Source organism: Bradyrhizobium denitrificans, from assembly GCF_013179005.1.
GTDB classification, from domain to species: domain Bacteria; phylum Pseudomonadota; class Alphaproteobacteria; order Rhizobiales; family Xanthobacteraceae; genus Bradyrhizobium; species Bradyrhizobium denitrificans.
The window spans coordinates 34,272-60,302 of record NZ_JABFDP010000032.1; the positions used below are offsets into that span (position 1 = coordinate 34,272).

General features: G+C 64.9%; 25 protein-coding genes. 12 read left to right on the forward strand and 13 right to left on the reverse strand.

Annotated elements, in window-relative coordinates:
* Positions 1–158: 158 nt before the first annotated feature.
* Together HL671_RS30295 and HL671_RS30300 are read left to right on the forward strand one after the other, a co-directional pair.
* Positions 159–3,848, forward strand: a complete 3,690-nt coding sequence (locus HL671_RS30295) for a PAS domain-containing protein (protein WP_172241443.1) — start codon at positions 159–161, stop codon at positions 3,846–3,848.
* Positions 3,841–4,206, forward strand: coding sequence for a response regulator (locus HL671_RS30300; protein ID WP_012046129.1), 366 nt, complete (start codon positions 3,841–3,843; stop codon positions 4,204–4,206). The genes HL671_RS30295 and HL671_RS30300 overlap by 8 nt, the downstream gene beginning before the upstream one ends.
* A 62-nt stretch (positions 4,207–4,268) precedes the next feature.
* On the opposite strand, the gene HL671_RS30305 is transcribed toward HL671_RS30300, so the two are convergent.
* Together HL671_RS30305 and HL671_RS30310 are read right to left on the reverse strand one after the other, a co-directional pair.
* Positions 4,269–5,111, reverse strand: a complete 843-nt coding sequence (locus HL671_RS30305; protein WP_012046128.1) for an AAA family ATPase — start codon at positions 5,109–5,111, stop codon at positions 4,269–4,271.
* A 109-nt stretch (positions 5,112–5,220) separates the two neighbouring features.
* Positions 5,221–5,466: a GlsB/YeaQ/YmgE family stress response membrane protein gene (locus HL671_RS30310; protein ID WP_012046127.1), complete on the reverse strand. Its 246-nt coding sequence runs from the start codon at positions 5,464–5,466 to the stop codon at positions 5,221–5,223.
* A 117-nt stretch (positions 5,467–5,583) separates the two neighbouring features.
* On the opposite strand from HL671_RS30310, the gene HL671_RS30315 reads away from it, so the two are divergent.
* From HL671_RS30315 to sseA, 3 genes are all read left to right on the forward strand, one after another.
* Positions 5,584–6,759 (forward strand): vWA domain-containing protein, encoded by a 1,176-nt coding sequence (locus tag HL671_RS30315; RefSeq protein ID WP_012046126.1) that lies wholly within the window; start codon positions 5,584–5,586, stop codon positions 6,757–6,759.
* Positions 6,760–6,850: 91 nt separating this feature from the next.
* Complete coding sequence (locus HL671_RS30320; RefSeq protein WP_012046125.1) at positions 6,851–7,264, forward strand: rhodanese-like domain-containing protein; 414 nt, start codon at positions 6,851–6,853, stop codon at positions 7,262–7,264.
* Between the two features lie 123 nt (positions 7,265–7,387).
* Positions 7,388–8,245 (forward strand): 3-mercaptopyruvate sulfurtransferase, encoded by an 858-nt coding sequence (gene sseA, locus HL671_RS30325; RefSeq protein WP_172241446.1) that lies wholly within the window; start codon positions 7,388–7,390, stop codon positions 8,243–8,245.
* Between the two features lie 6 nt (positions 8,246–8,251).
* On the opposite strand, the gene HL671_RS30330 is transcribed toward sseA, so the two are convergent.
* Complete coding sequence (locus tag HL671_RS30330) at positions 8,252–9,259, reverse strand: hypothetical protein (protein ID WP_172241449.1); 1,008 nt, start codon at positions 9,257–9,259, stop codon at positions 8,252–8,254.
* A 364-nt stretch (positions 9,260–9,623) separates the two neighbouring features.
* Between HL671_RS30330 and HL671_RS30335 the strand changes: the two genes are divergently transcribed.
* Positions 9,624–10,844, forward strand: coding sequence for a L,D-transpeptidase (locus HL671_RS30335; RefSeq protein WP_041750962.1), 1,221 nt, complete (start codon positions 9,624–9,626; stop codon positions 10,842–10,844).
* Between the two features lie 75 nt (positions 10,845–10,919).
* Here HL671_RS30335 and HL671_RS30340 read toward each other — a convergent pair whose 3' ends face one another.
* Positions 10,920–11,882 (reverse strand): D-2-hydroxyacid dehydrogenase family protein, encoded by a 963-nt coding sequence (locus HL671_RS30340; protein WP_172241452.1) that lies wholly within the window; start codon positions 11,880–11,882, stop codon positions 10,920–10,922.
* 120 nt (positions 11,883–12,002) lie between these two features.
* Complete coding sequence (locus HL671_RS30345; protein WP_172241455.1) at positions 12,003–12,221, reverse strand: hypothetical protein; 219 nt, start codon at positions 12,219–12,221, stop codon at positions 12,003–12,005.
* Positions 12,222–12,525: 304 nt separating this feature from the next.
* Between HL671_RS30345 and ettA the strand changes: the two genes are divergently transcribed.
* From ettA to HL671_RS30360, 3 genes are all read left to right on the forward strand, one after another.
* Positions 12,526–14,175: an energy-dependent translational throttle protein EttA gene (gene ettA, locus HL671_RS30350; RefSeq protein ID WP_012046119.1), complete on the forward strand. Its 1,650-nt coding sequence runs from the start codon at positions 12,526–12,528 to the stop codon at positions 14,173–14,175.
* A 140-nt stretch (positions 14,176–14,315) separates the two neighbouring features.
* Complete coding sequence (locus HL671_RS30355) at positions 14,316–14,897, forward strand: TIGR00645 family protein (RefSeq protein ID WP_012046118.1); 582 nt, start codon at positions 14,316–14,318, stop codon at positions 14,895–14,897.
* 554 nt (positions 14,898–15,451) lie between these two features.
* Positions 15,452–16,678: a lytic murein transglycosylase gene (locus tag HL671_RS30360; RefSeq protein WP_172241458.1), complete on the forward strand. Its 1,227-nt coding sequence runs from the start codon at positions 15,452–15,454 to the stop codon at positions 16,676–16,678.
* 101 nt (positions 16,679–16,779) lie between these two features.
* On the opposite strand, the gene HL671_RS30365 is transcribed toward HL671_RS30360, so the two are convergent.
* On the reverse strand, positions 16,780–17,061 hold the full coding sequence (locus HL671_RS30365) for a hypothetical protein (protein ID WP_172241461.1): 282 nt from the start codon (positions 17,059–17,061) through the stop codon (positions 16,780–16,782).
* A gap of 219 nt (positions 17,062–17,280) precedes the next feature.
* Positions 17,281–17,619, reverse strand: a complete 339-nt coding sequence (locus tag HL671_RS30370) for a hypothetical protein (RefSeq protein ID WP_012046115.1) — start codon at positions 17,617–17,619, stop codon at positions 17,281–17,283.
* 166 nt (positions 17,620–17,785) lie between these two features.
* On the opposite strand from HL671_RS30370, the gene HL671_RS30375 reads away from it, so the two are divergent.
* The 3 genes from HL671_RS30375 (at position 17,786) to bfr (ending at position 19,121) form a co-directional block, all read left to right on the forward strand.
* Positions 17,786–18,058 carry a hypothetical protein gene (locus HL671_RS30375; RefSeq protein WP_172241464.1) on the forward strand — a complete coding sequence of 91 codons (273 nt, stop codon included), beginning with the start codon at positions 17,786–17,788 and terminating at the stop codon, positions 18,056–18,058.
* A 179-nt stretch (positions 18,059–18,237) separates the two neighbouring features.
* Positions 18,238–18,516 carry a (2Fe-2S)-binding protein gene (locus HL671_RS30380; protein ID WP_012046113.1) on the forward strand — a complete coding sequence of 93 codons (279 nt, stop codon included), beginning with the start codon at positions 18,238–18,240 and terminating at the stop codon, positions 18,514–18,516.
* A gap of 119 nt (positions 18,517–18,635) precedes the next feature.
* Positions 18,636–19,121 carry a bacterioferritin gene (gene bfr, locus HL671_RS30385; protein ID WP_008964970.1) on the forward strand — a complete coding sequence of 162 codons (486 nt, stop codon included), beginning with the start codon at positions 18,636–18,638 and terminating at the stop codon, positions 19,119–19,121.
* A 94-nt stretch (positions 19,122–19,215) separates the two neighbouring features.
* Here the strand turns inward: bfr and HL671_RS30390 are convergent, their stop codons facing one another.
* From HL671_RS30390 to HL671_RS30415, 6 genes are all read right to left on the reverse strand, one after another.
* Complete coding sequence (locus HL671_RS30390; RefSeq protein WP_012046112.1) at positions 19,216–19,527, reverse strand: DUF3240 family protein; 312 nt, start codon at positions 19,525–19,527, stop codon at positions 19,216–19,218.
* Complete coding sequence (locus HL671_RS30395; RefSeq protein ID WP_172241467.1) at positions 19,524–22,601, reverse strand: efflux RND transporter permease subunit; 3,078 nt, start codon at positions 22,599–22,601, stop codon at positions 19,524–19,526. The genes HL671_RS30390 and HL671_RS30395 overlap by 4 nt, the downstream gene beginning before the upstream one ends.
* Positions 22,598–23,725, reverse strand: coding sequence for an efflux RND transporter periplasmic adaptor subunit (locus tag HL671_RS30400; RefSeq protein ID WP_172241470.1), 1,128 nt, complete (start codon positions 23,723–23,725; stop codon positions 22,598–22,600). Before HL671_RS30400 ends, HL671_RS30395 begins: the two co-directional genes overlap by 4 nt.
* A 166-nt stretch (positions 23,726–23,891) precedes the next feature.
* Positions 23,892–24,497, reverse strand: a complete 606-nt coding sequence (locus tag HL671_RS30405) for a pyridoxamine 5'-phosphate oxidase family protein (protein WP_172241473.1) — start codon at positions 24,495–24,497, stop codon at positions 23,892–23,894.
* A 29-nt stretch (positions 24,498–24,526) separates the two neighbouring features.
* Positions 24,527–24,880, reverse strand: coding sequence for a hypothetical protein (locus tag HL671_RS30410; RefSeq protein ID WP_172241476.1), 354 nt, complete (start codon positions 24,878–24,880; stop codon positions 24,527–24,529).
* Between the two features lie 19 nt (positions 24,881–24,899).
* Positions 24,900–25,991, reverse strand: coding sequence for an alpha/beta fold hydrolase (locus HL671_RS30415; RefSeq protein WP_172241479.1), 1,092 nt, complete (start codon positions 25,989–25,991; stop codon positions 24,900–24,902).
* Between the last annotated feature and the right edge of the window lie 40 nt (positions 25,992–26,031).

The window sequence follows — 26,031 nt, forward strand, 5'->3', positions numbered from 1 at the left end:
GGGTTGTCCCGTATTCGATGGTGCCTGTGGATGGTTCCCGAACCGGGAACTTCTTGAAGCCGAGCGAGTTCGATGATGAACGGATTGTTGGTGGCGGAGAGCGCCCGCTTGGCGTGCTGCTGCGGTTCGCGCTACGCTGCGGCTGAAAGGGGCACCGTGTGAACGAGCATCCGGGCGCCGGGCGCGCCGCGTTTCGGCCGAGCGTGCCCGGAGCAGATTTCCTTCAGGGAGGCGGCGAGATGGGCGCGCTGATGCGCGTCCATGACTGGTCCCGAACGCCGCTCGGCCTGCCGGAGTTCTGGCCCCAATCGCTGCGGACCACCGTCAGCACCTGCCTCGACTGTGCGTTTCCGATCCTGATCTGGTGGGGACCCGAGCTCGTCATGCTCTACAACGACGAGTACCGTCCGATCCTCGGCTCGCAGAAACATCCCGCCGCGCTCGGCGCTCCCGGCCGTGCGGTATGGCCCGAGATCTGGGAGGTCATCGGCCCGATGCTGCGGCAGGTGATCGCCCGCGGCGAGGCGACCCGCTCGCGCGATTTGCCGCTGTTCATGGACCGCCACGGCTACCTCGAGGAGACCTACTTCTCGTTCTCTTATTCGCCGATTCGCGATGAGAGCGGCGGCGTCGGTGGGATTTTCACGCCGGTCATCGAGACCACCGCCAAAGTGGTGGGCGAGCGCCGCATGCGGACCTTGCGCGACCTGGCAGCACGCGGGCGCGCCGACAGCCTGCAAGAGGCCGGTCAAGGGGTCGCCGAGGTTCTTGCGGAGAACCGGCATGATGTCCCCTTTGCGCTGATCTATCAGCCGAGCGAGGATGGACACTCTGCGCGGCTGCTCGGCGCCGCCGGCGTGCAGCCCGGCAGCAGCATGGCTCCGTGGCAGATTGATCTCGCGGCCGCAGACGGCTCGCCATGGCCGATCCGCGCCGCCTTGGGCGCCGCGGCGCCGATCCGCGTCGCGCTCGATCATGCGACCATGTCTGTCCCCGCCGGCGTCTGGCCAGAGCCGCCGCAACTGGCGCTTGCCTTGCCGGTCGCGACCGGGCGCGAGCGCGCCACCGCGGTTCTGATCTGCGGCGTCAATCCGCGCCGTGCGCTCGACGCCGAGCATCAGAGCTTCTTTGAGTTGATGGCCACGCAGCTCGCCAGCTCGTTTGCCGAGACGCTCGCCTACGAAGAGGAGCGGCGTCGCGCGAAGGCGCTCGCCGAGATCGATCGGGCGAAGACCGAGTTCTTTGCCAATGTCAGCCACGAGTTTCGCACCCCGCTGACGCTGATGCTGGGGCCGCTCGAGGATGTCCTGACGCGATCCCCGGCACTCTCGCTGGAGGATCGAGAGCGACTGGAGGTCGCTCAGCGTAATGCGCTGCGCCTGCTCAAGCTGGTCAACACGCTGTTGGATTTCTCCCGTATCGAGGCCGGCCGAGCGCAGGGAGCCTATGCGCCGACCGACCTCGCACGCTTGACTGCCGATCTGGCCGGCGTGTTCCGCTCGGCGGTCGAGAGCGCTGGCCTGAAGCTGATCGTCGATTGTCCGCCATTGCCGGAGCCGGCCTATGTCGATCGGGAGATGTGGGAGAAGATTGTCCTCAATCTGCTCTCTAACGCGTTCAAGTTCACCTCTTCAGGCGAGATCGAGGTCAGGCTGATTGTTTCCCAAGGCAATTTCGAGCTCAGCATCCGGGACACCGGGACCGGGATTCCGCAAGATGAGCTGCCGAAGCTGTTCGAGCGCTTCCATCGTGTCGCGGATGCCCGCGGCCGCACGCATGAAGGATCGGGGATCGGCCTCGCGCTGGTGCAGGAGCTCGCAAGATTGCATGCCGGGTCGGTCGATGTGACGAGTTCGCTCGGGCAGGGCAGCACGTTCACGGTCCGCATCCCCCGCGGTAAGAGTCATCTGCCGGCCGAACAGATCAAGGCGGCGCCGAACACCGGGCCGCTCGGCGCGCAGCCATTCATCGAGGAGGCCTTGCGCTGGCTGCCGGATGCGTCGCCCCTCGAGGCTCATGTCGTTGCCGATGTCGTCCAGAATGTGCCCTTGCAGGACCGCACCGGGGCTCGCGCACGCATTCTTCTCGCCGACGACAATGCCGATATGCGGGACTACGTTCGCCGGCTGCTCGAAGCGCGTTACGAGGTCGAGACGGTCGGGGACGGCGAGGCGGCGCTTGCCGCCATGGCCCGCGCCAAGCCTGATCTCGTTCTGTCGGATGTGATGATGCGGCGGATCGATGGCATGCAACTGCTCGCTCGCGTGCGCGCCGATCCCAAGGTCAGCACCGTTCCGATCATCTTGTTGTCCGCGCGCGCGGGCGAAGAGAGCCGCGTCGAGGGCATGCAGGCCGGCGCGGACGATTATCTGATCAAACCGTTCAGCGCCAGCGAGCTCCTCGCCCGCGTCGAGGCGCATCTCAAGATGACGCAGCTTCGCGCCGAGGCGACTGAAAGCCTGCGTGCCAGCGCGGAGCTCTTTCGTGCCTTCGTGACCGCCAGCTCGGACATCGTCTATCGGATGAGTCCGGACGGGACGGAAATGCGCTATCTGCAGGGCAAGGATTTCGTTCCTCACACCCTGGCTCCGAGCCAACGCTGGCTCGCGAAATACATTCATCCCGATGATCAGGCGCAGATGATGGCGGCGATCGCACGAGCGATCGAGGCGAAGAGCATCTTCGAGCTGGAGCATCGCATCATACGGGCCGACGGCACGCTGGGCTGGGCGCATTCGCGCGCCATCCCGATGCTCGACGGCAGCGGCGATATCGTCGAGTGGTTCGGCACCGCGCGTGAGATCACCGAACAGAAGCAGGCCGAGCATGAGCTGCGCAAGAGCGAGGAGCGCCTGCGCAGCGCAGTGGAAGTCGGGCGGCTCGGTTTGTGGGATTGGAACGTCACCACCGGCGAGGTCTACTGGTCGGATGAGCACTTCCGCATGGAAGGCTATGGCGTCGGCGAGGTCACGCCGAGCTATGACGCCTGGACGGCGCGGATCCATCCCGCGGACCGCCCCGCGGCCGAGGCCGCGCTGCGTCAGGCGATGCAGACGCGCCAGGAGTTTGTCAGCGAGTTTCGCGTCGTGCATCCGGACGGAGTTATTCGCTACCTGTATGGACGCGGGCGCTTCTTCTACGACGAGGCCGGGCAGCCGATCCGCATGACCGGCGCGATGGTCGACATGACGGAGCGGCGCGAATGGGAGGAACGGCAGAAGGTGCTGGTCGCCGAATTGCAGCATCGCACGCGCAATCTTCTGGGCGTCGTTCGCTCGACGGCGGACAAGACCGCGCGTGCCAGCACCGATTTGTCCGATTTTCGGGTCCGCTTCCGCGATCGACTCGAGGCTTTGTCGCGCGTCCAGGGCTTGCTGTCCCGCCTCGGGGAGCACGATCGGGTCGCCTTCGATGATCTGATCCGCACTGAGCTCTCGGCTGTTGCTGGCGGATCCGAGCGGATCGTGCTCGACGGACCCGCTGGCGTTCGGCTGCGATCATCCACCGTGCAGATGCTCGCAATGGCGCTGCATGAGCTCGCGACCAATGCCGTCAAATATGGTGCGCTCGCGCAACCTGCGGGCCGGCTCTCGGTGCAATGGTCGCTGCAGCGCAACGGCACCGATGGAAAACCGTGGCTCAATATTGCGTGGCGGGAAAGCGGCGTCGACATGCCGCCACGTGGCGCCGGACCCGTCGGCACGGGACAGGGGCGCGAACTGATCGAGCAGGCGTTGCCCTATCAGCTCAGCGCGAGAACCTCCTACACATTCGCGTCCGACGGGGTCTGCTGCACGATTTCGATCCCTGTTTCGCTCAGCACGCTGGAGCTCGATGAGCATGCTTGAACGCCCGCTGCGTGATCGCATCATCCTCGTCGTCGAGGACGAATATATGCTGGCTGACGAACTGCGCTGCGAAATCGGCGATGCCGGCGCAACGGTGCTCGGGCCGGTCGGAACCGTCGCGGATGCGCTCGCGCTCGCCAAGCGTGAGGCGCGGATCGATGGGGCCGTGCTCGACGTGAATCTGCGCGGCGAGATGGCGTTCCCGGTTGCCGATCTGCTGATCCAGCGCGGCGTCCCTTTCATATTCACGACGGGATATGATGAGTCCGTCATTCCCGACCGCTTCGCGAACATTCTCCGCTGCGAGAAGCCGATCGCGGTCGACGGCATCATTCGCGCGCTCGGACGCATGGCCTGAAGGCGGGCAGAGAGGGGACGATCCGCTCCGCCCGAGTCACTTCCGCCTGCGCTGACGCGCGGTCAAACCTCGCGCCGGCTCAGAAATGCCAAGCGCTCGAACAGATGCACGTCCTGCTCGTTTTTCAGGAGCGCGCCGTGCAGCGGCGGGATCAGCTTGCGCGGATCGCGCTCGCGCAGCTGCTCGGGCCCGATGTCCTCGTTCAGCAGCAGCTTGAGCCAGTCGAGCAGCTCGGAGGTTGACGGCTTCTTCTTCAGGCCGGGCACGTCGCGAACCTCGAAGAAGATGCGCAAGGCTTCCTCGACCAGCCGCTTCTTGATGTTCGGGAAGTGCACATCGACGATGCGCCCCATCGTGTCGGCATCGGGGAATTTGATGTAGTGGAAGAAGCAGCGGCGCAAAAACGCGTCCGGCAGTTCCTTCTCGTTGTTCGAGGTGATGATCACGATCGGGCGCAGCCTGGCCTTGATGGTCTCGCCGGTCTCGTAGACGTGGAATTCCATCCGGTCGAGCTCGAGCAAGAGGTCGTTCGGAAACTCGATATCGGCCTTGTCGATCTCGTCGATCAAGAGCACCGGGCGTTGCTCGGCGGTGAACGCCTCCCACAGCTTGCCGCGCTTGATGTAGTTCTTGATGTCCGACACGCGGCTGTCGCCGAGCTGGCTGTCGCGCAGGCGCGACACCGCGTCGTATTCATACAGGCCTTGCTGGGCTTTCGTCGTCGACTTGATATGCCAGGTGAGCAGCGGCGCGTTGACCGCCTTGGCGACTTCCTCGGCCAGCACCGTCTTGCCGGTCCCCGGCTCCCCCTTCACCAGGAGCGGGCGCTCGAGCACGATCGCCGCGTTGACGGCTACTTTGAGGTCGTCGGTGGCGACGTAATCCTGAGTGCCGGTAAATTTCATCGCGCCTCGCTTGTCATCCAAAGCTTATTGTTGAACTTGTGTTGAGTGGCTACGCGGCCTTGCCGCCGCGCAGCTTTGATATGATGGCTGCCATTGCAAGCGGAAATAATCAAGCGCGCCGGATCAAAGAGAGGATCACGAGCACGATCACGGCACCGATCGTGGCGTCCAGGATCGCCCCCAGCGTGCCGCTGGCGAGCGTGATATGCAGCGCCGGCAGCACGTAGCCTGCCACCAGTGCGCCGATGATGCCGACGACGATATTGCCGATCAGGCCGAAGCCGGCGCCGCGGACGATCAGGCCGGCCAGCCAACCCGCGATCGCGCCGATGATCAGCGCGGCAATGATACTCATGAAAGCCCCCATTCCACCTGTTGTTCCACGGATTGTAGAGCAAAAACCCGGCGGGTCCAGGCCGCGGGCGTCGGGGCGGCCCTTGACGCGCCCTCCCGGCCGGGCGATCTAATGGGCATGTTCCTGCAATTCTTCACAGCGCTGCGCGACGCGCAGGTCCCGGTCTCCTTGCGTGAGTATCTCACGCTGATGGAGGCCATCGACGCCGATCTCGCCGAGCATTCGGTCGAGAATTTCTACTATCTCTCGCGCACGGCCCTGGTGAAGGACGAGCGCAATCTCGACAAGTTCGATCGCGTGTTCGGCTCCGTCTTCAAGGGGCTGGAGAACCTGCTGGACGCGATGGAGAAGGCGGAAATCCCCGAGGAGTGGCTGAAGAAGCTGGCCGAGAAATACCTGACCGAGGAAGAGAAGAAAGAGATCGAGGCCATGGGCTGGGACAAGCTCATGGAGACGCTGAGGAAGCGCCTGGAAGAGCAGAAGGGGCGGCATCAGGGCGGCAACAAGTGGATCGGCACGGCCGGGACCTCGCCCTTCGGCGCCTATGGCTACAATCCCGAAGGTGTTCGGATCGGCCAGGAGAAGAACCGCAACAACCGGGCCGTCAAGGTCTGGGACCGGCGCGAGTTCAAGGATCTGGACGGGAATGTCGAGCTTGGCATCCGCAACATCAAGGTGGCGCTGCGCCGGCTGCGCAAATTCGCCCGAACCGGCGCGCCGGATGAACTCGATCTCGACACCACGATCCGCGAAACCGCCAACCACGGCTATCTCGACGTGCATCTGCGGCCCGAGCGGCGCAATGCGGTGAAGGTGCTGGTGTTCTTCGACATCGGCGGCTCGATGGATTCGCACATCGCCCAGGTCGAAGAGCTGTTCTCGGCGGCGAAGAGCGAATTCAAGCACATGGAATATTTCTACTTCCACAATTGCCTTTATGAAGGCGTTTGGAAGCAGAACAAGCGGCGTTTCACCGACCGCACGCCGACCTGGGACGTGCTGCACAAATATCCGCACGACTACAAGGTGGTGTTCGTCGGCGATGCCTCGATGTCGCCTTACGAGATCATGGTCCCCGGCGGCTCGGTCGAGCATGTCAACGAGGAGCCGGGCTCGGTGTGGCTCGATCGCGTGATCCGCACCTATCCGCACACGGTGTGGCTCAATCCGGTCGCCCAGAAGCACTGGGACTATTCGGAGTCCACCACCATCATTCGCCGCATCTTCTCGGAGCGGATGTATCCGATCACGATCGAGGGATTGGAAGCGGCGATGAAGGAGCTGGTGCGGTAGAATCAGGTTCTGCTGGCCCAGGCATTGCCAGCATTCCGGCGGGCGACAGCGGCCGAACCCGTAAAGCTTGAGATTGTTCAGGAAGAAGCTCATGCCCCAGACCATTACCCGCGGCATCAAGGTACTGCTCGACGAAGCCAATGCCGAGATTGCCACGCTCTCGGCGGCCGAAGCCATCGAAGCCGCCAAGCGCGACGATGTCGTGATCGTCGATATCCGCGACCCGCGCGAGATCGAGCGTGACGGCCGGATCCCCGGCGCATTTTCCTGCACCCGCGGCATGCTGGAATTCTGGATCGATCCGCAGAGCCCCTATGCCAAGCCGATCTTCCAGCAGGACAAGACCTTCATTTTCCATTGCGCGGGCGGCCTGCGCTCGGCGCTGGCGGCCAAGACTGCGCAGGATATGGGCCTGAAGCCGGTCGCCCACATTGGCGGCGGCTTCGCCGCCTGGCGTGAGGCGGGCGGACCGGTCGAGGCGTGGGCGCCGAAGAAGAAGGATTGAACGCCAGGGACGCGCGCGAGGTCTTGACCCGTGTGTCCATCGCCTGAACAAAGCGCTTGAACAAGATGCGTCGCCGGATCAGGTCCGGCCTCGCCGCATTGAAGTGACGTTGGAGCCCAGGCCATGACCATCCCCAATGACCCTCTCGTCTCGACCGATTGGCTCGCGGCGCATCTCGGCGATCCCAGGGTCAAGGTGCTCGACGCGACCTTCAAATTGCCCGGCGTGCTGCCGCTGCCGAAGGACGACTATCTCAAGGCCCACATCCCCGGCGCCGTGTTCTTCGATGTCGACGAGGTCTCGGACCATGCCAACCCGCTGCCGCATATGTATCCGAGCGCCGAGCAGTTCGGCCGTGATGCCGCCCGGCTCGGTGTCAGCAATGGCGACATCGTGGTGGTCTATGACGCCGGCGGCTGGGTCGCCGCGCCGCGCGCCTGGTGGATGTTCCTGTCGTTCGGCCACGCGGATGTGCGCGTCCTGGATGGTGGCCTGAAGAAGTGGATCGCCGAGGGGCGGCCGATCGACGGCGGCCAGGTCACGCCTACGCTCGGCACCTACAACGCGCGCTTCGACGCGGCGCGGGTGCGGAGGATCGAGCAAATGGTCGCCAATCTGGCGGAGCGCGCAGAGCAGGTGATCGATGCGCGGCCGGCGCCGCGCTTTGCCGGCGCGGTGGCCGAGCCGCGGCCGGGCCTGCGGTCCGGCCATATTCCGGGCAGCCGCAATCTGCCCTATGCCGAGCTGTTCGACGCGGCCACCGGCGTGATGAAGCCGCTCGACCAGCTGCGGAGCGCTTTCGGCGCGGCTGGGGTGGACCTGGCGAAGCCGATCGTCACGTCTTGCGGCTCTGGCGTGTCGGCCGCCGTGCTGACCTTGGCGCTGTACCGTCTCGGCATACGCGACACCGCGCTCTATGACGGATCCTGGTCTGAATGGGGCGCCGAGAACGGCCCGCCGGTAGTCACCGGCCCGGCCTGAGATCTCTTATCGCGTCCGCGGCGCCACGGCCTGCTGTCCTGCCGCCTGCTGTCCGAAAGTCTGCGGTTGACCGAATGGCGGTTGACCGAAGCCCGGCTGTTGCTGGAACGGATCGGGGAATTGCGCCTGCTGGGCGGCGGCCTGCCGGGCCGCTCGGGCGCGCTCCGCGATGCGCCGTTGCTTGGCCCGGCGCGCGGCCATCTGCTTCTCGCGGGCCTGACGCTTCTTCATGATGCTTCGGCGCAGCTGGACGCTCGCGACCTTGACCGAGGCCCGATGCTCGCCGGCTGCTGGCCTCTCCTGGCGGGTGGGCTGTTCACCGAGCGCTGCGAGCTTGGCCGCGATCGGATCATCGGCAGGCGTTGCTGGCGCGGGCGCGGGAACGGCCGGCGTTGTGATCGCCGGATCAGCGCTGGCGAGGACCTGGGGGGATGATGTCGGCGCGGCCACGGCGTCGGTCGGAACGGCCGGGGCTGCTTGCGGAGTCGTGTCCAATCGCGGCTTGTCCGCGAGCTTTTCGACGGCCGCGACCGTCCTCGCAGCGTCGTCGGCCATGCCGCGATCCGGCGCTGCGCTCTCGATGCGATCAACCGGTGTGGTCAACGTCTTCGGCAGGACCGTCGCAGCGGTCGTATCGACCGTCTCCGCGGGCAAGGAGGGCGTCGGCAATGCAGGTGATTCGGCGGTCGTGGTCACCTCGACTGTCTCCGCGGCCGGCGGCACGCTCGGCTGTTCGGCCGGCAGCACTGCCGTTGCGGGCGTATCGGTGACCGTGGCAGGCGGCGTCTGCGGTTGCGGTGGGAGCGGGTCGACCCGCAGCACGGCCAGAACCGGAGCGGGTTCGGCCGGCGGCAGGAACGTCGTGAAGCCCGACGCCTGAGTCGCATGCCATGACGAGTTGCTGGCAAACTGCTCGTGGGCGGCGCGCAACAGGGCCGCCGCGCCCATGCCGAAGATGGTAAGAGAGATGGAGCAGACGATCGCGGCGACAAGGAAACGGAAGCCGGGAAGCATTGACGAAAACTCTCGCCGCGGCAGCGGGGAGCCGCCGAGACCTTCGAGCCAGTGGGGAACGCGGTGATCACAGGGAATGCCGCGTTCGCGACGGGGCCGGCTTCTGCCGTGCATCGCGAATCAGGCTAGGTTCACAATACCGCAAGCGTTCCGGCTCGCTCGTCAAATCGAGGCATCTGTGGGGCTCGCGGCGGCTTCGTTGCACTTTTTCAGCGGCGTGAGACTTCCGTGCAACGACGGAGACATGATCACAAATCGCCGAACTGGGACCGACTTGGCCCAAAATGTCTTGAATGCGCCGCTATCTTCGGCCATTTGGCAAAGCAGATGACCCAATCGGCGGCTTGGGGATACTGCAAGGGCAATGATGATCAGACAAATCCTGACGGTTTGCGCGGTCGCGGCAGCGGGCGCGACGGCAACGACGTTTGCTGGGGCGCAGCAGGTCTATCAGACTGCACCTGGTGCCTATTCGCCCGCGCCGACCCCTTACCCGGCTGACAGCCGCGGCCGTGGTCCGGATTTCGACGCGCTCGACGACGAGGACATGCCCGGCAATTCGGCCGCGCTGCCACCGCCCGGCCCGGTTCTGTCGCCGGATGATCCGCGCTATGGTCGTCCCGCCAATGCGCCGGTCTATGGTGCGGCCCCGAACGGTCCGATCCTGTCGCCCGACGATCCGCGTTATGGACGGCCGGCCAGCGCGCCGGTTTATAGCGCGGCTCCGACCGGCCCGGTGATGTCTCCGGATGATCCGCGTTACGGTCGCCCGGCCGGCCCGCCGCCGGTAATCTATGGCGATCGTCCCGCGTCCGCTCAGCAGGCATATGGCACCTATGGCAATGGCGCCCCCGGTGGCGATGCCGGTGCGCCGCGCCCGCCAGGTGCCGTGAGCGGGGCGGTCACGGGGACCGTGCAGGCTCCGGCGGGTGATCGGCCGCTGACCGTGGCGGCCCTGCCGCCCGAGGAGCAGCCGGATGCCGCGCCTGCGCCGCTGCCCGCTAATCTGCGCCGCCAGGAGGTCGACTTCGTCACCAAGGAGCCGCCGGGAACCATCGTCGTCGATACCCCCAACACCTACCTCTATCTGGTGCTCGGGAATGGCCGCGCGATGCGCTACGGCGTCCGTGTCGGCCGTGAAGGCTTCACCTGGACCGGCGTGCAGAAGATCACCAAGAAGACCGAGTGGCCAGACTGGTATCCGCCGAGCGAGATGATCGAGCGCCAGCCTTATCTGCCGCGCTTCATGGCCGGTGGCCCGGGCAATCCGCTCGGCGCCCGCGCGATGTATCTCGGTTCGACCGTGTACCGCATCCATGGCACCAACCAGCCGTCGACGATCGGCAAGTTCGTGTCGTCGGGCTGCATCGGCATGCTCAACGATGACGTCTCCGACCTGTTCGATCGCGTCAAGGTCGGCACCCGCGTGGTCGTCATGCCCGGTGGACCGCCGCCGGGCTCGGCCAAGAACATGGCGGCCGCGGCCGCAGGTCCGGCGCAGGCTCCGGTCCAGGCCCAGGCCGCCGTGCCGGGCAACCAGCCGACCACCGTTCAGCCGTTGCCGCCGCCGGTGACGATCCGCTGAGATCGCTTCCAGAACTGACGAAAGCACCCTCCGCTCGGAGGGTGTTTTGCTTTGGGGCGCTGGGCGCGGCTGAGGTCAGGCGAGCCGGCGCGGCGGCTCGGCCCCGCCGAGCCAGGCGGCGATGGATTCAACCATCTGGCTGTAATGAGCCCGAAAGCTCTCTTCCGTGACATAGCCGAGATGCGGCGTGAGCACGACGTTGTCGAGCCCGCGCAGCGGGTGCGGCACCGGAAGCGGTTCCACCGTGAATACGTCGAGCGCTGCACCCGCGATGCGCTTGTCACTCAGGGCCTGGAGCAGGGCCGCCTCGTCCACGATCGGCGCGCGCGACGTGTTGACGAGATAGGCACTCGGTTTCATCCGGGCGAGGTCCGCCGCGCCGACCAGTCCGCGGGAGCGGTCGCTGAGCACGACGTGGATGGTGATGATGTCGGCGGTTGCGAACAACGCCTCCTTCGTGGCGTAGCCGACGCCGGCCTCCTGGCAGCGTTCGGGCGTCAGGTTCGGACTCCATGCGATCACGTTCATGCCGAACGCCTTGGCGAGCCCCGCGACCTTGCTGCCGAGCTTGCCAAGTCCGACGATCCCGAGCGTCTTGCCCTCAATCTCGACGCCGCCGAGCGCCTGCCACGCTGCGCCAGCATGCATGCGCGCGTTTTCCTGGCCGATCTTGCGGGTGAGTTCCAGAATCAGGCCTATCGTCAGCGGCGCGGTGGGATCGCGGCCATATTGGGTGCCGCAGACCACGATGCCGCGGCCCTTGGCGGCATCCATGTCGATGGCGGCATTGCGCATGCCCGAGGTGATCAGGAGCTTCAGCTTCGGCAGGCGTTCGATCAGCGTGCGCGGGAACGGCGTCCGTTCACGCATCGCGCAGACAATATCGATGTCCGCGAGCGCGCCGGCGGCGGCATCCTCGCTGCCGAAGGGATGTGTGAAGGCCGTCACGTCCACTTTGTCGGCGAGCCGGCGCCAATCCGCCAGCGCGAGAGCCTTGTCGTAATAGTCGTCGAGAATTGCACAGCGCAGCCGAGTCATCGTCAGGTCCATTCATCGGGACAACGGCGTGATCGGTGAACGCCGTCAGAATGGACATGCTTGCGCGCAAAGCGCCGAGGGCGCAAGGCACCGCCCCGCTCCGCCCGCGGGCGCGACAGCTCAGTCGAGGTCGGTCTTGAGACGGAACGCGGCGTCGCTGCCATATTTGGCGCGCCAAGCCGGCCCCGGACCGCGCATATAGTGCAGTTCCGGCCGGTATGGATTGAAGGCGCGGGCGACGTATTCACGAAGGAAGCCCCGGACGTCGTCCAGGAGACGGGAGCGGTTTCGGCGTTCTGCCGCGGAAGCGGACAGGGAGGCTGACGTGAAGGTGGCCATGACGGGCTCTCGCTGTTGTCGTCTCGGGCTTTTGCCGATTGGGCGCGCGGTTCTTGCGCGCCGAGACCGAGTGTCCCGCCGAATTAATTAAAAGATGGTTGCAATTGTCGTGATCGGCCGCACACATGGTGTTGAACCCGTAATCGACCGTGGGCCAAAGGCGGGGACGGCCGCGCTTCGAGCGCAATTCTCCCGGTGATCGCTGCGACCAAGGCTGCCTCGCCGGTTGCCCTTTGGGGACCGCGCGGTTACATCAGCGGCAACCATTTTCCGAAAAATCCGGCAGTTTTCCGAGGGACACGCGATGGCGCGCCAGTTCGTCTACTTCATGCAGGGTCTGTCCAAGACCTACCCGACCCGCAAGGTGCTCGATAACATCCATCTGTCCTTCTATCCCGACGCCAAGATCGGCGTGCTCGGTGTCAACGGCTCGGGTAAGTCGACCCTGCTCAAGATCATGGCAGGGATCGACAAGGAGTACACCGGCGAGGCCTGGGTCGCCGAAGGCGCCCGCGTCGGCTATCTCGAGCAGGAGCCGCAGCTCGATCCCAAGCTCTCGGTGCGCGAGAACGTCATGCAGGGCGTCGCCAAGCAGAAGGCGATCCTCGATCGCTACAACGAGCTGGCGATGAACTATTCCGAGGAAACCGCCGACGAAATGACCAAGCTGCAGGACGAGATCGAGGCCCAGGGCCTGTGGGATCTCGACAGCAAGGTCGACCAGGCGATGGACGCGCTGCGCTGTCCGGCCGACGACGCCGATGTCAGCAAGCTGTCTGGCGGCGAGCGCCGCCGCGTCGCGCTGTGCCGGCTGCTGCTCGACCAGCCCGAGCTGCTGCTGCTCGACGAGCCGACCAACCATCTTGACGCCGAATCGGTGTCCTGGCTGGAAGGCCACCTGCGCAACTATCCCGGCGCGATCCTGATCGTCACCCACGACCGCTACTTCCTCGACAACGTCACCAGCTGGATCCTCGAGCTCGATCGCGGCAAGGGCATTCCCTACGAGGGCAACTACTCGTCCTGGCTGCAGCAGAAGCAGAAGCGGCTGGAGCAGGAGGGGCGCGAGGAGGCGGCGCATCAGCGCACCCTGGCCCGCGAGCAGGAGTGGATCGCGGCCTCGCCGAAGGCCCGCCAGGCCAAGTCCAAGGCGCGCTACCAGCGCTACGAAGAGCTGCTCAAGAAGGCCAGCGAGAAGCAGACCCAGACCGCGCAGATCATCATTCCCGTGGCTGAGCGCCTCGGCAACAACGTCATCGATTTCGAAGGCCTGACCAAGAGCTTCGGGGATCGCCTGCTGATCGACAATCTCACCTTCAAGTTGCCGCCAGGCGGCATCGTCGGTGTCATCGGCCCGAACGGTGCCGGCAAGACCACGCTGTTCCGCATGATCACCGGGCAGGAGAAGCCGGACGCCGGCACCATTACCGTCGGCGAGACCGTGCATCTCGGCTATGTCGACCAGTCGCGCGATGCGCTCGACGGCAACAAGACGGTGTGGGAGGAGATCTCCGGCGGCAACGAGCTGATCCTGCTCGGCAAGAAGGAAGTGAACTCGCGCGGCTATTGCTCGTCCTTCAACTTCAAGGGCGCCGACCAGCAGAAGAAGGTCGGCGCGCTCTCCGGCGGTGAGCGCAATCGCGTGCATCTCGCCAAGATGCTGAAGTCGGGCGCCAACGTCCTGCTGCTCGACGAGCCGACCAACGATCTCGATGTCGACACCTTGCGCGCGCTCGAAGAGGCGCTGGAGGATTTCGCCGGCTGCGCCGTCATCATCAGCCACGATCGCTGGTTCCTCGACCGTATCGCGACCCACATGCTGGCCTTCGAGGGCGACAGCCATGTCGAATGGTTCGAAGGCAACTTCCAGGACTATGAGAAGGACAAGATGCGCCGGCTCGGCCAGGACAGCGTCATCCCGCACCGGGTCAAGTACAAGAAGCTGACGCGCTGATCGTCAGGATATCGCGAGGCGCGACGCTGTCTCTTGCGAGACAAAGCGTCGCGCCCTGGCTGCGACCCGTTGTCGCTTTTCCGCGTGCTGCGATTGCGTAGATAAGTGGTCCGCAATCCCTCAGCCGCGAGATTCTTCACATGTCTTCCTCCGACGCGCCCCTGTCCTCCAAGGGCGGAGCGCTGCGCCCCATTCCCATGCTGATCTTCGGCTCGCGCTGGCTGCAGCTGCCGCTCTATGTCGGGCTGATCATCGCGCAGGGCGTCTATGTCGTGCTCTTCCTGAAGGAGCTCTGGCACCTGTTCGCCCACGCCTTCGACTTCTCCGAGCAGCAGATCATGCTGGCCGTGCTCGGTTTGATCGACGTCGTCATGATCTCGAACCTGCTCGTGATGGTGATCGTCGGCGGCTACGAGACCTTCGTGTCACGGCTCAATCTGCAGGGCCATCCCGACGAGCCGGAATGGCTCAGCCACGTCAATGCCAGCGTGCTGAAGATCAAGCTGGCGATGGCGATCATCGGCATCTCGTCGATCCATCTGCTGCGGACGTTCATCGAGGCGGGCGCGCTGTCATCGGGCAAGTCGACCTACACCGAGACCGGCGTGATGTGGCAGACCATCATCCATACGGTGTTCATCCTGTCCGCGATCGGCATCGCCATGGTCGACAAATTGTCGAATGCCGCGATCGAGGACGCGAAGCAGGCGGCGGGGCATTAGGCAGGGCGTCGCATGCGCAACCGGTGTCGCAAATCACCATGTCGATCAAGGAAGCGCCGCGCGCGCGGCAGCGCGTCGTGAAGGAACTGCCGGGGCTCGCGTAGCCAAAGCCCGTCGATCTGACGCGAACCGGATTCCGAGATCAGGATCTCGGTTGGCAGATCGACAAGCGACGCTTGCCAGCCCGGGGAAAGGCGGCGAGCGCGCCGGAACATCAGTGCAGCAGCGCGTCTTCGGTGGTCAGGCCGTCATAGTCGAAGGCGTTGTGCTCGTTCGCGACAAAAATGTGATTTCCCACATGGCCCGGGGCCGGCCTGATCCATCTCGCACGAATCCCAGGTCCGGATAGCGTTCGAGGAATGCGTAAGCCAGAATGTGGCAGGCACCGTTGGCGAAAAACTGGCGATCCGGTCGATGCCGGCGCCGGATCGGATCCAGTTTAACGTTGGCCTGGGGGAGGAACATTGACCGTCGCTCCTGATTCGACGACCTTCTGATCGACACGGTCTCGGATGGATGGTTGCGCGAGGCGCGCGCGGAGGCAAGCTGCAGTGATGATGAAGAGCCGCCTTGTCTGGTGCGCCGTCCTCTTACTCGGGATGTTCCAGCCGGCCCGCGCCGGCGACGCCGCCTTCACGCAGTTCATCGCCTCGCTCTGGCCCGAAGCCAAGGAGCAGGGTGTCTCGCGCGCGGCATTCGAAACCGAGACGCGCGGGCTGGAGCCCGACTACAAGCTCCCGGACCTGCTGCTGCCTGGCCGCCCTGCGACAGGGGCCCCTGCCCAGGCCGAATTCGTGCAGGTGCCGGCCGACTACATCAAGGACGCCTCGATCGCGCGGCTGGCTGCGCACGGCCAGAAGCTGATCCAGCAATATCGTCCGGCGCTCGCCGAGATCGAGCGCCGCTTCGGCGTGCCCGGTCAGATCGTGCTTGCCATCTGGGGCCGCGAGACCGATTTCGGCCGCTATGCGCTGCCCTATGACGCGCTGCGCGTGCTGGCGACCCAGGCCTATGTCGGCCGGCGCAAGGACCAGTATCGCACCGAGTTCATCATGGCGTTGAAGATGCTGAGCGATGGTGTCGTGACGCGCCGCGACCTCAGGGCGTCATGGGGTGGCGCGGTTGGCCTGACCCAGTTTCTGCCGTCGGAGTACTACAAGCACGGCGTCGATCTCGACGGCGACGGCAAGGTCGATCTCTGGCACTCCGTGCCGGATGCGCTGGGCTCGGCGGCAAAACAGCTCGCCAACAAGGGGTGGCAAAGCGGACTGCGCTGGGCCTATGAGGTCAAGCCGCCGGCCAATGTCGATTGCACCATGGGCGTGCCGGAAGTGAAGAAACCGATCGGCGATTGGTTGCGGGCCGGCTTCGTTCCGGTACGCGGCCAGCGGTTGAGCGCCGCCGAGCAGCAACAGCCGGCGTCGCTGCTGCAGCCCGAGGGCATCTACGGTCCGGCGTTCCTGACGACGGCGAACTACTTTGTCATCAAGGAGTACAATTTCTCCGACCTCTACGTGCTATTCGTCGGCCATCTCGCCGACCGCATGAGCAGCCAGGCTGGGTTTGCGACGCCGTGGTCGGCGTCCCAACAGCTGCGGAGCAAGGATGTCGAGGCGATGCAGAAGGGGCTCACGCGATTGGGCCTCTATGCGGACAAGCTCGACGGCAAGGCGGGCATGCAGACCCGCGCCGCGCTCGGCACATTCCAGAAGAGGGCCGGCCTGAAGGTCGATTGCTGGCCGAGCGAAACGGTGTTGCAGGCGATCAACGCCGCGCGCTGACGGCCGTCGCGAAGGCTGGACACCGAAGAGGCTGGACGTCGGCAGCAAAAAGCCCGGCCATGGGGCCGGGCTGGTGCCGCATCGAAATGCGTCGTCAGGAATCAGTAGCAGACGCGAACCGGGCGAGACACCCAGCCATAGCCGTCCCAATAGCGCTCACGGCGCCACACGCACGGCGGCGGAGCCGGCGGGGGAGCTTCGACATAGACCGGGCCGCCATAGGCCGGACGGCTGGAAGCGATCGCACCGCCGATCAGGGCGCCGCCGATCAGACCGGCAGCCACGCCCGCGCCAACGTCGCCGGCCTTTGCGGCCGGGGCGCTCACGGACAGCGAGCCGGCGATTGTCGCAACCGCAACCAATGCGGTCAGGATCTTCTTCATGTTCCGAGATCTCCTGGAGGAGCGCCCCTGAAGGCGCCCGGTTGGTGATTTGCACGCTCGACGAAGGGCCATCAGCGACGTGAGAAAACACGACAACTCGTCAACCCTTCGTAAACTCTCTCCGACGTCATGCGACGGAAAAACGGTTTTTTGTGGCCGACCGGGCCACGGCTATCCGAAATTCCAGTGCAAGGTCATGGAATTAATGAAGGTGAACGATCACTCGCACACCCGCACGCGGCGAATCCGCCAGCCATAGCCGTCCCAGAAGCGCTGGCGCTGCCAATAGCACTCATAACCGGGGTCGGCGACGTAGGCCGGGCCACCGTAATACGAGTAGCCGGGTCCGTAAGAGTAGCCGGGAGAATAGGTGTAGCCGGGCCCGTAGTAATAGGGATTGCTGCCCGCTGCGATTGCACCGCCAATCAGGGCGCCGCCGATCAGCCCCGCCGCTACGCCGGCCGCCACGCGACCATTGCGCGCTTCAGCAGGAGCAGGAGCCAACGCTGCGGTCGACAGCGTCGCGACGGCGGCCAGGGCCGCAAGTGTCTTCTTCATGACCTCACCTTTCTCACTCGGTCGGCAGGTGGCGCATCAGGCCACACACCAGATTCACATATCCCGCTTGAATGATCAATGAACGGGCTCGTCCAGTTGGACGACCCATATTCGGAATGCGTTCAATGCTGCATTGCACAAAATTTCTCGGTGGGGCAAGACGGCCATGACCACCCCGATTGCCATCGCCATGGCCGTCTGCCTGACCTCGGCCCTCGGTTACGTGCTGCTGGTGCGGGTCGATCGGCGCCGGGATGCGCGCCGCTCGCCTGCCGACAATGATACCCGACGCGACTCCGGCGTGTCGGACAGCGGCACCGACGGCTCCGGTCTGTCGAGCTGGTTCTTCAATACCTCGACCGATGCCATGGGAAATCCAATCGATGGCGGAGGCGACAGCGGCGGTGGAGATGGCGGCGGCGATGGAGGAGGGGATTGAGCCTGGCGCTGCCTCGTCCATCAATATCTTTGCCAGTTTGATCTGCGGCAAGTCGCATCATTGGATCCATTCTAGGTTGATCGTGAGATTGGAATAGCTTCAAAAGCGCCGTTTTCCCTTTGCGCGGCTAGGGGCGGATGACTATCGATAGCTGACCAACGAGGATTGGCCGGTTTCTCATGATTGTTTGTTCCTGCAACGTCATCAGTGATCACGACATCCGCCAGGCGGTGAAGTCGGCGGACGAAACGCCGCGGAGCCCCAAGCAGGTCTATGGCTGCCTTGGCTGCAGCGCGGAATGCGGACGGTGTGCACGCACGATCAAGAGCATCATTGATGAGGCGCTGGGGCCCTGCGCGCGCGCCTGCCAGACAGGCTGCCAGCATGGTCATGGGCACGCTTCCGTGCAGGCCGCCGATGACGACCTTCAAAGCCGCTTCGCCTTGGCTGCCTGCTGATCCGCATTTGCCCGTAAACGCGGCTGTTTCGCTCTGAAAATGCGCATGAACAGAGTCGTCTCCGCACTCCGAACCTGTTATTGAGCGCCTGCGGCCTCTAACTTTTTCGGAGCTTATCTATGCAGGGCGACCCAAAGGTCATCGAATATCTCAACAAGGGATTGCGCAGCGAGCTGACTGCCATCAACCAGTATTGGCTGCACTATCGCCTGCTGAACAACTGGGGCCTTCTGGAGATGGCCAAGGTCTGGCGCAAGGAATCCATCGAGGAGATGGAGCACGCCGACAAGTTCACCGACCGCATCCTGTTTCTCGACGGTTTCCCGAACATGCAGGTGCTCGATCCGCTGCGCATCGGCCAGAACGTCAAGGAGATCATCGAATGCGATCTCGCCGCCGAGATCGCCGCGCGGACGCTGTACCAGGAGGCCGCAACCTATTGTCACGGGGTGAAGGACTACGTCTCGCGCGACCTGTTCGAGCAGTTGATGAAGGACGAGGAGCATCACATCGATTTCCTCGAAACTCAGCTCGATCTGATCGGCCGCATCGGCCTCGAACTTTACACCCAGAAGCATGTGGGTGGGCTCGAAAGCGAGCACTGATCTCCGCCCTCCGGCGCTTGCTCTTGGCGCTGGTCGATTCAGGGCCGAACACGCCTGGCCCCGAATCGACCACTCCGGAGAGGGCCGGAACGGCTTAGTCGAGGACGCCGAAAGTCTTCACCGGGACAACCCAATAGATGAGCTTCGTTCCGGCGAACGCGCTCTTGAGCCGCTCCAGCAGCTGCTCGAAGTCTTTGTCCTGTAGCACGATCTGCACTGCGACTTCGTCGGCATGTCCCTTGACCCGCTCCGCAGCGCTGCGCAGCCGGATGCGTGTGCCATGCCCGGCGACCTCGGAGGCCGTGAAGCCGGTGACCAGATCGGTTTGCTCGGCGATATAGTCGAACAGCTCGCCGCGCAGCTCGTACGGGGCAATCAGCGTCAGGCAGACGGATTGGCTGGTCATCTCGCCTCCTTGGACGGCCCGCCGTATCGACGATACAGAATCGGCAGCAGGATCAGCGTGAGCAGGGTGGAGGACAGCAGTCCACCGATCACGACGATGGCCAGGGGACGCTGAACCTCGGATCCCGGCCCGGAGGCAAACAACAGAGGAACCAGTCCGAGCGCGGTGATGCTCGCCGTCATCAGCACCGGCCGAAGCCTGCGCTTGGCGCCCTCAACGACGATGAGGTGCTCCGCCAGCCCCTGCGTGCGAAGCTGGTTGAAGTGAGAGACCAGCACGACGCCGTTGAGAACGGCGATTCCGAGCAGTGCGATGAAGCCGACCGAGGCCGGCACCGACAGATATTCGCCGGTCGAGACCAGTGCGAACACGCCGCCGATCAGGGCGAAGGGAATGTTGATGAGCACCAGCAGGGCCTGGCGAACGGAGCCGAAGGTGGTGAAGAGCAGCACGAAGATCAGCCCGATCGCGACCGGCACGACGACGGACAGGCGCGCGGCGGCGCGTTGCTGGTTCTCGAACTGCCCGCCCCAGGTGAGCCGATAGCCCGCCGGGAGTTGCAACTCGGCGGCCACTTTCTGCTGGGCCGCCTGGACGAAGCCGACCATGTCGCGGCCGCGGACATTGCTGCGCACCACGCTCATGCGGTTGCCGTCCTCGCGGTCGATCTTCACCGGCCCGTCGACCCGCTGAATGCGCGCGACCTGCGACAGGGCGACATGCTGTCCGGCAGCCAGCGTGAGCGGCAGCATTGCGAGCAGGGTCGGAGCCTCGCGCGTCGCTTCGCTGCCGCGTACCAGGATCGGGGTGCGGCGGCCGCTTTCCAGCGCGGTGCCGATCGTCCGTCCCTCGATCTGAGTGCGCAAGGAGGTGGCGATGGAGTCGACGGTGAGACCGAGGCGGCCGGCTTCCAGCCGGTTGACCGTGACCGTGTAGTACTGCGCCCCCTCGTTCAGCGTCGTATAGACGTCCTCCGCGCCATCGATGCCCGACAGGATCGTCGAAAGCCTGGCGGCGATGTCGTTGAGTTTGGCGATGTCGGGACCGAAGATCTTCACGGCCACGTCGCCGCGGACGCCGCTGATCATCTCCTGGACGCGCATGTCGATCGGCTGGGTGAAGCTCAGCGAGATGCCTGGAAAATCGCTGAGCACATCGCGAAGCTTCTGCAGCAGGGCTTCGCGGTTTTCGCTCTGCCGCTGCTCCGCCGGCTTGAGCACCAGGAAGGTGTCGGTCTGATTGGGGCCCATGGGATCCAGGCCGAGCTCGTCGGAGCCGGTGCGCGCGATGATCCCGGCGACATCGGGCACCTTCATCAAGGCGGCCTGCAGCCGGGCATTGATGGCGAGCGATTCATCGAGGTTGACGGAGGGGAGGGTTTCGACGCTGACGATGATGTCGCCTTCGTCCATGGTCGGCATGAAGGTCTTGCCGAGCCGAGTATAGCCATACCCGGCGGCGAAGAGACACAGGATTGCGGCGAGGATGACCTTGCGCTCATTGCCGAGCGCCCATCCGAGCGCCGGCGCGTAGACCCGCTGGGCTGCGCGGATCAGCAGCGGATCATGGTGGGACGCCGATGTGAGCGCGAAGGAGGTGGCGACGGGGATCACGGTCAGTGCGAGCAGCAGCGACGCCGCCAGCGCGAAGATGATGGCCAGCGCGACCGGGATGAACAGCTTGCCCTCGAGGCCCTGCAAGGTCAGCAGCGGCACGAACACGATGATGATGATCAGGACGCCGGAGGCCACCGGCTGCAGGACCTCACAGACGGAGCGGAACACGATGTGGACCAAGGGCGCGTTTCGGCTCTGATCATGCTTGCCGAGATTGCCGACGATGTTCTCGACCACGACCACCAGCGCATCGATCAGCATGCCGATCGCGATGGCGAGCCCGCCGAGACTCATCAGGTTGGCCGACATTCCGACGGCCCGCATCACCAGCAGCGCCATCGCGATGGCGAGCGGGAGGCTCAGCGCGATCACGAGCGAGGCGCGCCAATTGCCGAGGAACAGCAGCAGTAGCACGACGACCAGGACCGTGGCCTCGCCGAGCGCCCGCACGACGGTGCCGACGGCGCGGTTGACCAGCTTGCTGCGGTCATAGAACACGTTGATGCTGACGCTGGCCGGCAGCGACGGCTTCAACTCCTCGAGCCGGTCGCGCACGTCGCGCACCAATTGGCCGGCATTGGCGCCGCGCAGCCCGAGCACGAGGCCCTCCACGGTCTCGCCCTTGCCGTCGGCCGTGACCGCGCCATAGCGGGTCAGCGCCCCGATCCTTACCCGGGCGACGTCGCTGACGCGGATCGGGATGCCATCCCTCGTATCCACGACGATGGCCTTGATGTCGTCGATGCCGCGGATGCTGCCCTCGATGCGCACCAGCGCACTGTCTTCGCCCTGGTTGACGCGGCCGGCGCCGTCGTTGCGGCTGTTGGCCTCGATCGCCTTGCGAAACAGCTCGTAGGAGATGCCGCGCGCGGCCAGCGCATCCGTCCGGGGAACGATCTCGAAGGCCCGGACCTGGCCGCCCAGCGCGTTGACATCGGCCACGCCGGGCACGGTGCGGAGCGCGGGCCGGATCACCCAGTCGAGCAGGCTCCGCCGCTCCGCGAGCGACAGCTCCGGACTGTCGATCGTGAACATGAACATCTCGCCGAGCGGGCTCGTGATCGGCGCAAGCCCGCCGCTCACGCCGTCGGGGAAGTCGCGCGAGATGTTCGAGAGCCGTTCCGACACCTGATTGCGCGCCCAGTAGATGTCGGTGCCCTCCTCGAAATCGACCGTGATGTCGGCCAGCGCATATTTCGTGGTGGAGCGCAGGATCCTCTTGTTCGGCAGGCCGAGCAGTTCGAGCTCGATCGGCACGGTGACGCGCTGCTCGACCTCCTCGGGCGTGAGACCGGGGGCCTTCATGATGATCTTGACCTGAACCGGCGAGACGTCAGGGAAAGCATCGATCGGCAGGCTCGGCAGGAACACGGCGGCGGCGCCGATCAGCAGCAGTACGCTCAGGAGGACGAACAGCCGTTGCGACAGCGCGAAGGCGACGAGGCGCTGCAGCATCATTGTCCCAGTCGCAGGAGAATGCCGCGCAGCGCCGAGATGCCGCCGACGGCGACGTCGTTCTGCTCGGTGATCGGACCTGATACGACGACGTGATCCTGATCCTCGGCGAGCAGCGTCACCGGAACCTGCCGGAAGCCGCCCTCGATCGCGACGAAGATCGAGGTCTGCTCGCCGCGCCGGACGAGGCCGCTATACGGAATCTCCCAGGCGCTCTCTCCGGCGGAGATGAAGCCGATGCGCGCGGCTGCAGTCTGCCCGGAATGCAATTCGCCATTGTTCGGAATCTCGGCCCGGACGAGGATCGTCTGCGTGGCGGCGTCCGTCGTCTCGGACACCAGGATGACGCGGCCCGGAGTCGGATAGCCGTCGATCTCGACCTTGGCGCCGATCTTGATGGCACCGATATTCGTGGCCGGAATCGCAATCTCGACCCAGAGCGGCGACAGCCGTGCGAGCTTCACCAGCGGTGCGGACTGCTCCATCCGCTGGCCGGGCGACACCGCGATCTCGACCACGGAAGCGGCCTGGGGCGCGTTCACCGTCAATGTGGCGCTGATCGCCGCCTCGTTGGTCAGCCGCGCAATCGCGTCGTCGGAGAGACCGCTGAGATGCAACATCTGCCGTCGCTCCGCGACCACGATGCTGGCCTGGCGTGCTTCGGCCTGGCTCGATTCCAGCACGCGCTGCGGCACCGCCTTGCCGTCGAACAGATCGGCGTTCCGCTTCAACTGCTGGGCGGCGAGAACCTCCTGGGCCAGCGCATGTAGATATTCGCGTTGCAGCGAGACGAAGCTCGGACTCTCCAATGTCAGCAGCGGTTGTCCGGTGGTGACGCGGTCACCGCGCCCGACCGCCAGATTCGTGACCATGCCGGCCACCGGCGCGCTGACGACCCAGAGCTGAGGTGTGGGGATGACGATCTGTGCCGGATAGGGCAGCGTCTTGTCGGTCGGACTCGGGACGGGATGCGTGACGCGGATGCCGAGATTGCGTGCCTGCTCGGCGGTGAGCTTCACATCCTCCGCCACCGCTCTGACGGGTGACGTCCCGAGTGCCAACAGGACAAGCGCGCTCGCGATCAGGGCGCGCGGCAAATAACAGGCAACACGGAAGGGCGTTGGCATTGCGAAGATCGTTTTCCAGTTCGGAGAATGACATAATCATAGCTGATTTCTGCCATTTCCGCGACTGTCGACCTGCGTCAAGGCATGCGCGCCTTTGCGCGCATGTGCATCATAGAAGAGCGTTCATGACTCCTCGCTGACGCCCACATGCAAACAGATCGCATTCTCAAAGCTGCTCGCGCCAGCGTGCGTCGGTGACGTGCTGAGGCTCGGGCGTGCCGAGCCGGGTCTGATCATGAATGATCTCACTGATGCTCGGCATGGCGGAGCGGGCGACCTGTGCCTCCTGCGACCAGAGCTTGGAGCGCATGATCGCCTTGCCGCAATGGAAGTAGACCTCCTGCACGCCGATCACGAGCACGGAGCGCGGCGGCTTTCCGAACTCCTCGAGCCGCGCGAGCAGGGCAGGCTCGGTGGATAGCGCGGCCATGCCGCTGACCCGCAGGGTTTCGTTGAGTCCCGGTACAAAGAAGATCAGCTGCACCAGGCCGGATCCTTCCGACACGTTCCTGAGACTGTCGAGTCTGTTGTTGCCGGGGCGGTCCGGCATCAGCAGACGATCGTCGCTATCGATATGGACGAACCCTGGATGACCGCCGCGCGGCGAAGCGTCGACGCTGCCATCCTTCCCCGCGCTTGCGATCACGCAGAACGGCGACAAGGCGATGAACTTCCGACTGTGAACGTCCAGCGCCGGCCGGACCTTCGCGATCACACGCTCGTTCGGGCTCGGATAGATCGCGGCGAGGTTCGGGTGGGTGAGGTCGTTCAAAGCGCTTCTCCTTGGATGCGGGGCGGCTCTCAGACGGCGTCAGCCGGCACGAAGCAGCTGATGATGATGTCGCCGCGATGGTGGACGTACCACACCACGGCCTCGCCGACCGGATTGCCGCGGTCGCGGATGATGGCGCGCTCCGGCACCGCCATCCAGCGTCCCTCGATCGGCACCCAATAGGTGCCGTCGCGGACATCATAGGTCGTGCGGTGGCCGTCGGAGATGTCGCAGCATGGCACGCCGTTGGGCGCGATCACGCTCTTGAACCAGGCGCGGATATCGGGCGGAACGTTCTCGAACTGGCCATTGTCGAAGGCCAAGGCGACGCCTGCAGCGGCGAGCGACCCCATTGTGAGAGCGGCCAGCACGATCCTGCGCATTCGTCGTTCCCTCTCGCTATCAGCCGCCCCGCTGCGGTGCGCTCGCCAGCAGCTCGCGCAGCGGCTGCGCGTAGAATTTGGCGTTGCCGGTGGTGAGATGGCCGCGCGTCTCGGCCGAGGCCGGGATCAGCAGCAGCTTGCCATTGGCGATGCGCTTCATTGCCTCGCCGGTGACGCCGGTCTCCGGCGGATTGCGCTCGTCGTCGGCGGAGTTGATCAGCATCACGGTCGCCTTGATTTTTCCGAGATCCGCCGACGGATTGTAGTCGTGCGAGGACTCCCATTGATAGATGAAGTCATTGGCGTCGGTGGGAACAGCCTGCGCCAGGCGCTCCTCCACCATCTTGTCGGCCAGGGCTGCGGTCGGTGCCGCGAGCTGATAGGCGATGGTGCCGCCGGCGGTAGCGGTGGCATAGGCCGTGACGGCGTACTTCATCATGCGCGGCTGGGTCGTGTAGTTGCCGCCGCTATAGTCGGGATCGTTGCGGATGGTCTCCAGCATGATCCGGCGCAGCATCCAGTTGCGCGCCGCCATCTCGGTCGGCTGCGACGCCATCGGCACGGCGATATCCATGAAGTCGGGATAGCGCGTTGCCCAGACCCAGCTGTGCATGCCGCCCATCGAATTGCCGATGACGAGGCGTAGATGCTTGATGCCGAGACCTTCGGTCAGCAGCCGGTGCTGTGCATCGACCATGTCGGCATAGTCATAGGCCGGAAAGCCGGTCTTCAACCCATCGGATGGCTTGGATGATTTGCCGTGCCCGATGCTATCGGGGATGATGATGTAGTACTTCGTCGCGTCGAGCGGCTGATCCTTGCCGAACAGCTCGCCAGCGAACGGCGCCACCAGCATGCTGGCGCCCGAGCCGCCGGTGCCGTGCAGCACCAGCACCGGCTGTCCGGTCGGCTCGCCCACGGTGGTGTAGTGCAGCTTCAGTTCCGGCAGTGTCTCGCCGGTGTGGAATTTGAAATCCTTGACGACGAAGTCCGCCTGTTTCGGGGCCGGATAGTCCGCGGCCTCGGCCGGGGCGCAACAGGCGACGAAAGCAGCAAGGACGGCGACACAGGGTCGAAGCGTGATTGGTCGAAACACCAGTTGTCGAAGCATGAATTTCCCCGGATCATGCGCGACTCTTGGCGGCCGCGTC

Coding starts and splice junctions, on each gene's coding strand:
- sseA (WP_172241446.1), top strand. CDS start 7,388: ATGACCATCCCCAATGACCCTCTCGTCTCGACCGATTGGCTCGCGGCG.
- bfr (WP_008964970.1), top strand. CDS start 18,636: ATGCAGGGCGACCCAAAGGTCATCGAATATCTCAACAAGGGATTGCGC.
- HL671_RS30315 (WP_012046126.1), top strand. CDS start 5,584: ATGTTCCTGCAATTCTTCACAGCGCTGCGCGACGCGCAGGTCCCGGTC.
- HL671_RS30380 (WP_012046113.1), top strand. CDS start 18,238: ATGATTGTTTGTTCCTGCAACGTCATCAGTGATCACGACATCCGCCAG.
- HL671_RS30300 (WP_012046129.1), top strand. CDS start 3,841: ATGCTTGAACGCCCGCTGCGTGATCGCATCATCCTCGTCGTCGAGGAC.
- HL671_RS30410 (WP_172241476.1), bottom strand. CDS start 24,880: ATGCGCAGGATCGTGCTGGCCGCTCTCACAATGGGGTCGCTCGCCGCT.
- HL671_RS30320 (WP_012046125.1), top strand. CDS start 6,851: ATGCCCCAGACCATTACCCGCGGCATCAAGGTACTGCTCGACGAAGCC.
- ettA (WP_012046119.1), top strand. CDS start 12,526: ATGGCGCGCCAGTTCGTCTACTTCATGCAGGGTCTGTCCAAGACCTAC.
- HL671_RS30375 (WP_172241464.1), top strand. CDS start 17,786: ATGACCACCCCGATTGCCATCGCCATGGCCGTCTGCCTGACCTCGGCC.
- HL671_RS30330 (WP_172241449.1), bottom strand. CDS start 9,259: ATGCTTCCCGGCTTCCGTTTCCTTGTCGCCGCGATCGTCTGCTCCATC.
- HL671_RS30415 (WP_172241479.1), bottom strand. CDS start 25,991: ATGCTTCGACAACTGGTGTTTCGACCAATCACGCTTCGACCCTGTGTC.
- HL671_RS30355 (WP_012046118.1), top strand. CDS start 14,316: ATGTCTTCCTCCGACGCGCCCCTGTCCTCCAAGGGCGGAGCGCTGCGC.
- HL671_RS30390 (WP_012046112.1), bottom strand. CDS start 19,527: ATGACCAGCCAATCCGTCTGCCTGACGCTGATTGCCCCGTACGAGCTG.
- HL671_RS30395 (WP_172241467.1), bottom strand. CDS start 22,601: ATGATGCTGCAGCGCCTCGTCGCCTTCGCGCTGTCGCAACGGCTGTTC.
- HL671_RS30345 (WP_172241455.1), bottom strand. CDS start 12,221: ATGGCCACCTTCACGTCAGCCTCCCTGTCCGCTTCCGCGGCAGAACGC.
- HL671_RS30370 (WP_012046115.1), bottom strand. CDS start 17,619: ATGAAGAAGACACTTGCGGCCCTGGCCGCCGTCGCGACGCTGTCGACC.
- HL671_RS30365 (WP_172241461.1), bottom strand. CDS start 17,061: ATGAAGAAGATCCTGACCGCATTGGTTGCGGTTGCGACAATCGCCGGC.
- HL671_RS30310 (WP_012046127.1), bottom strand. CDS start 5,466: ATGAGTATCATTGCCGCGCTGATCATCGGCGCGATCGCGGGTTGGCTG.
- HL671_RS30360 (WP_172241458.1), top strand. CDS start 15,452: ATGATGAAGAGCCGCCTTGTCTGGTGCGCCGTCCTCTTACTCGGGATG.
- HL671_RS30305 (WP_012046128.1), bottom strand. CDS start 5,111: ATGAAATTTACCGGCACTCAGGATTACGTCGCCACCGACGACCTCAAA.
- HL671_RS30335 (WP_041750962.1), top strand. CDS start 9,624: ATGATGATCAGACAAATCCTGACGGTTTGCGCGGTCGCGGCAGCGGGC.
- HL671_RS30340 (WP_172241452.1), bottom strand. CDS start 11,882: ATGACTCGGCTGCGCTGTGCAATTCTCGACGACTATTACGACAAGGCT.
- HL671_RS30400 (WP_172241470.1), bottom strand. CDS start 23,725: ATGCCAACGCCCTTCCGTGTTGCCTGTTATTTGCCGCGCGCCCTGATC.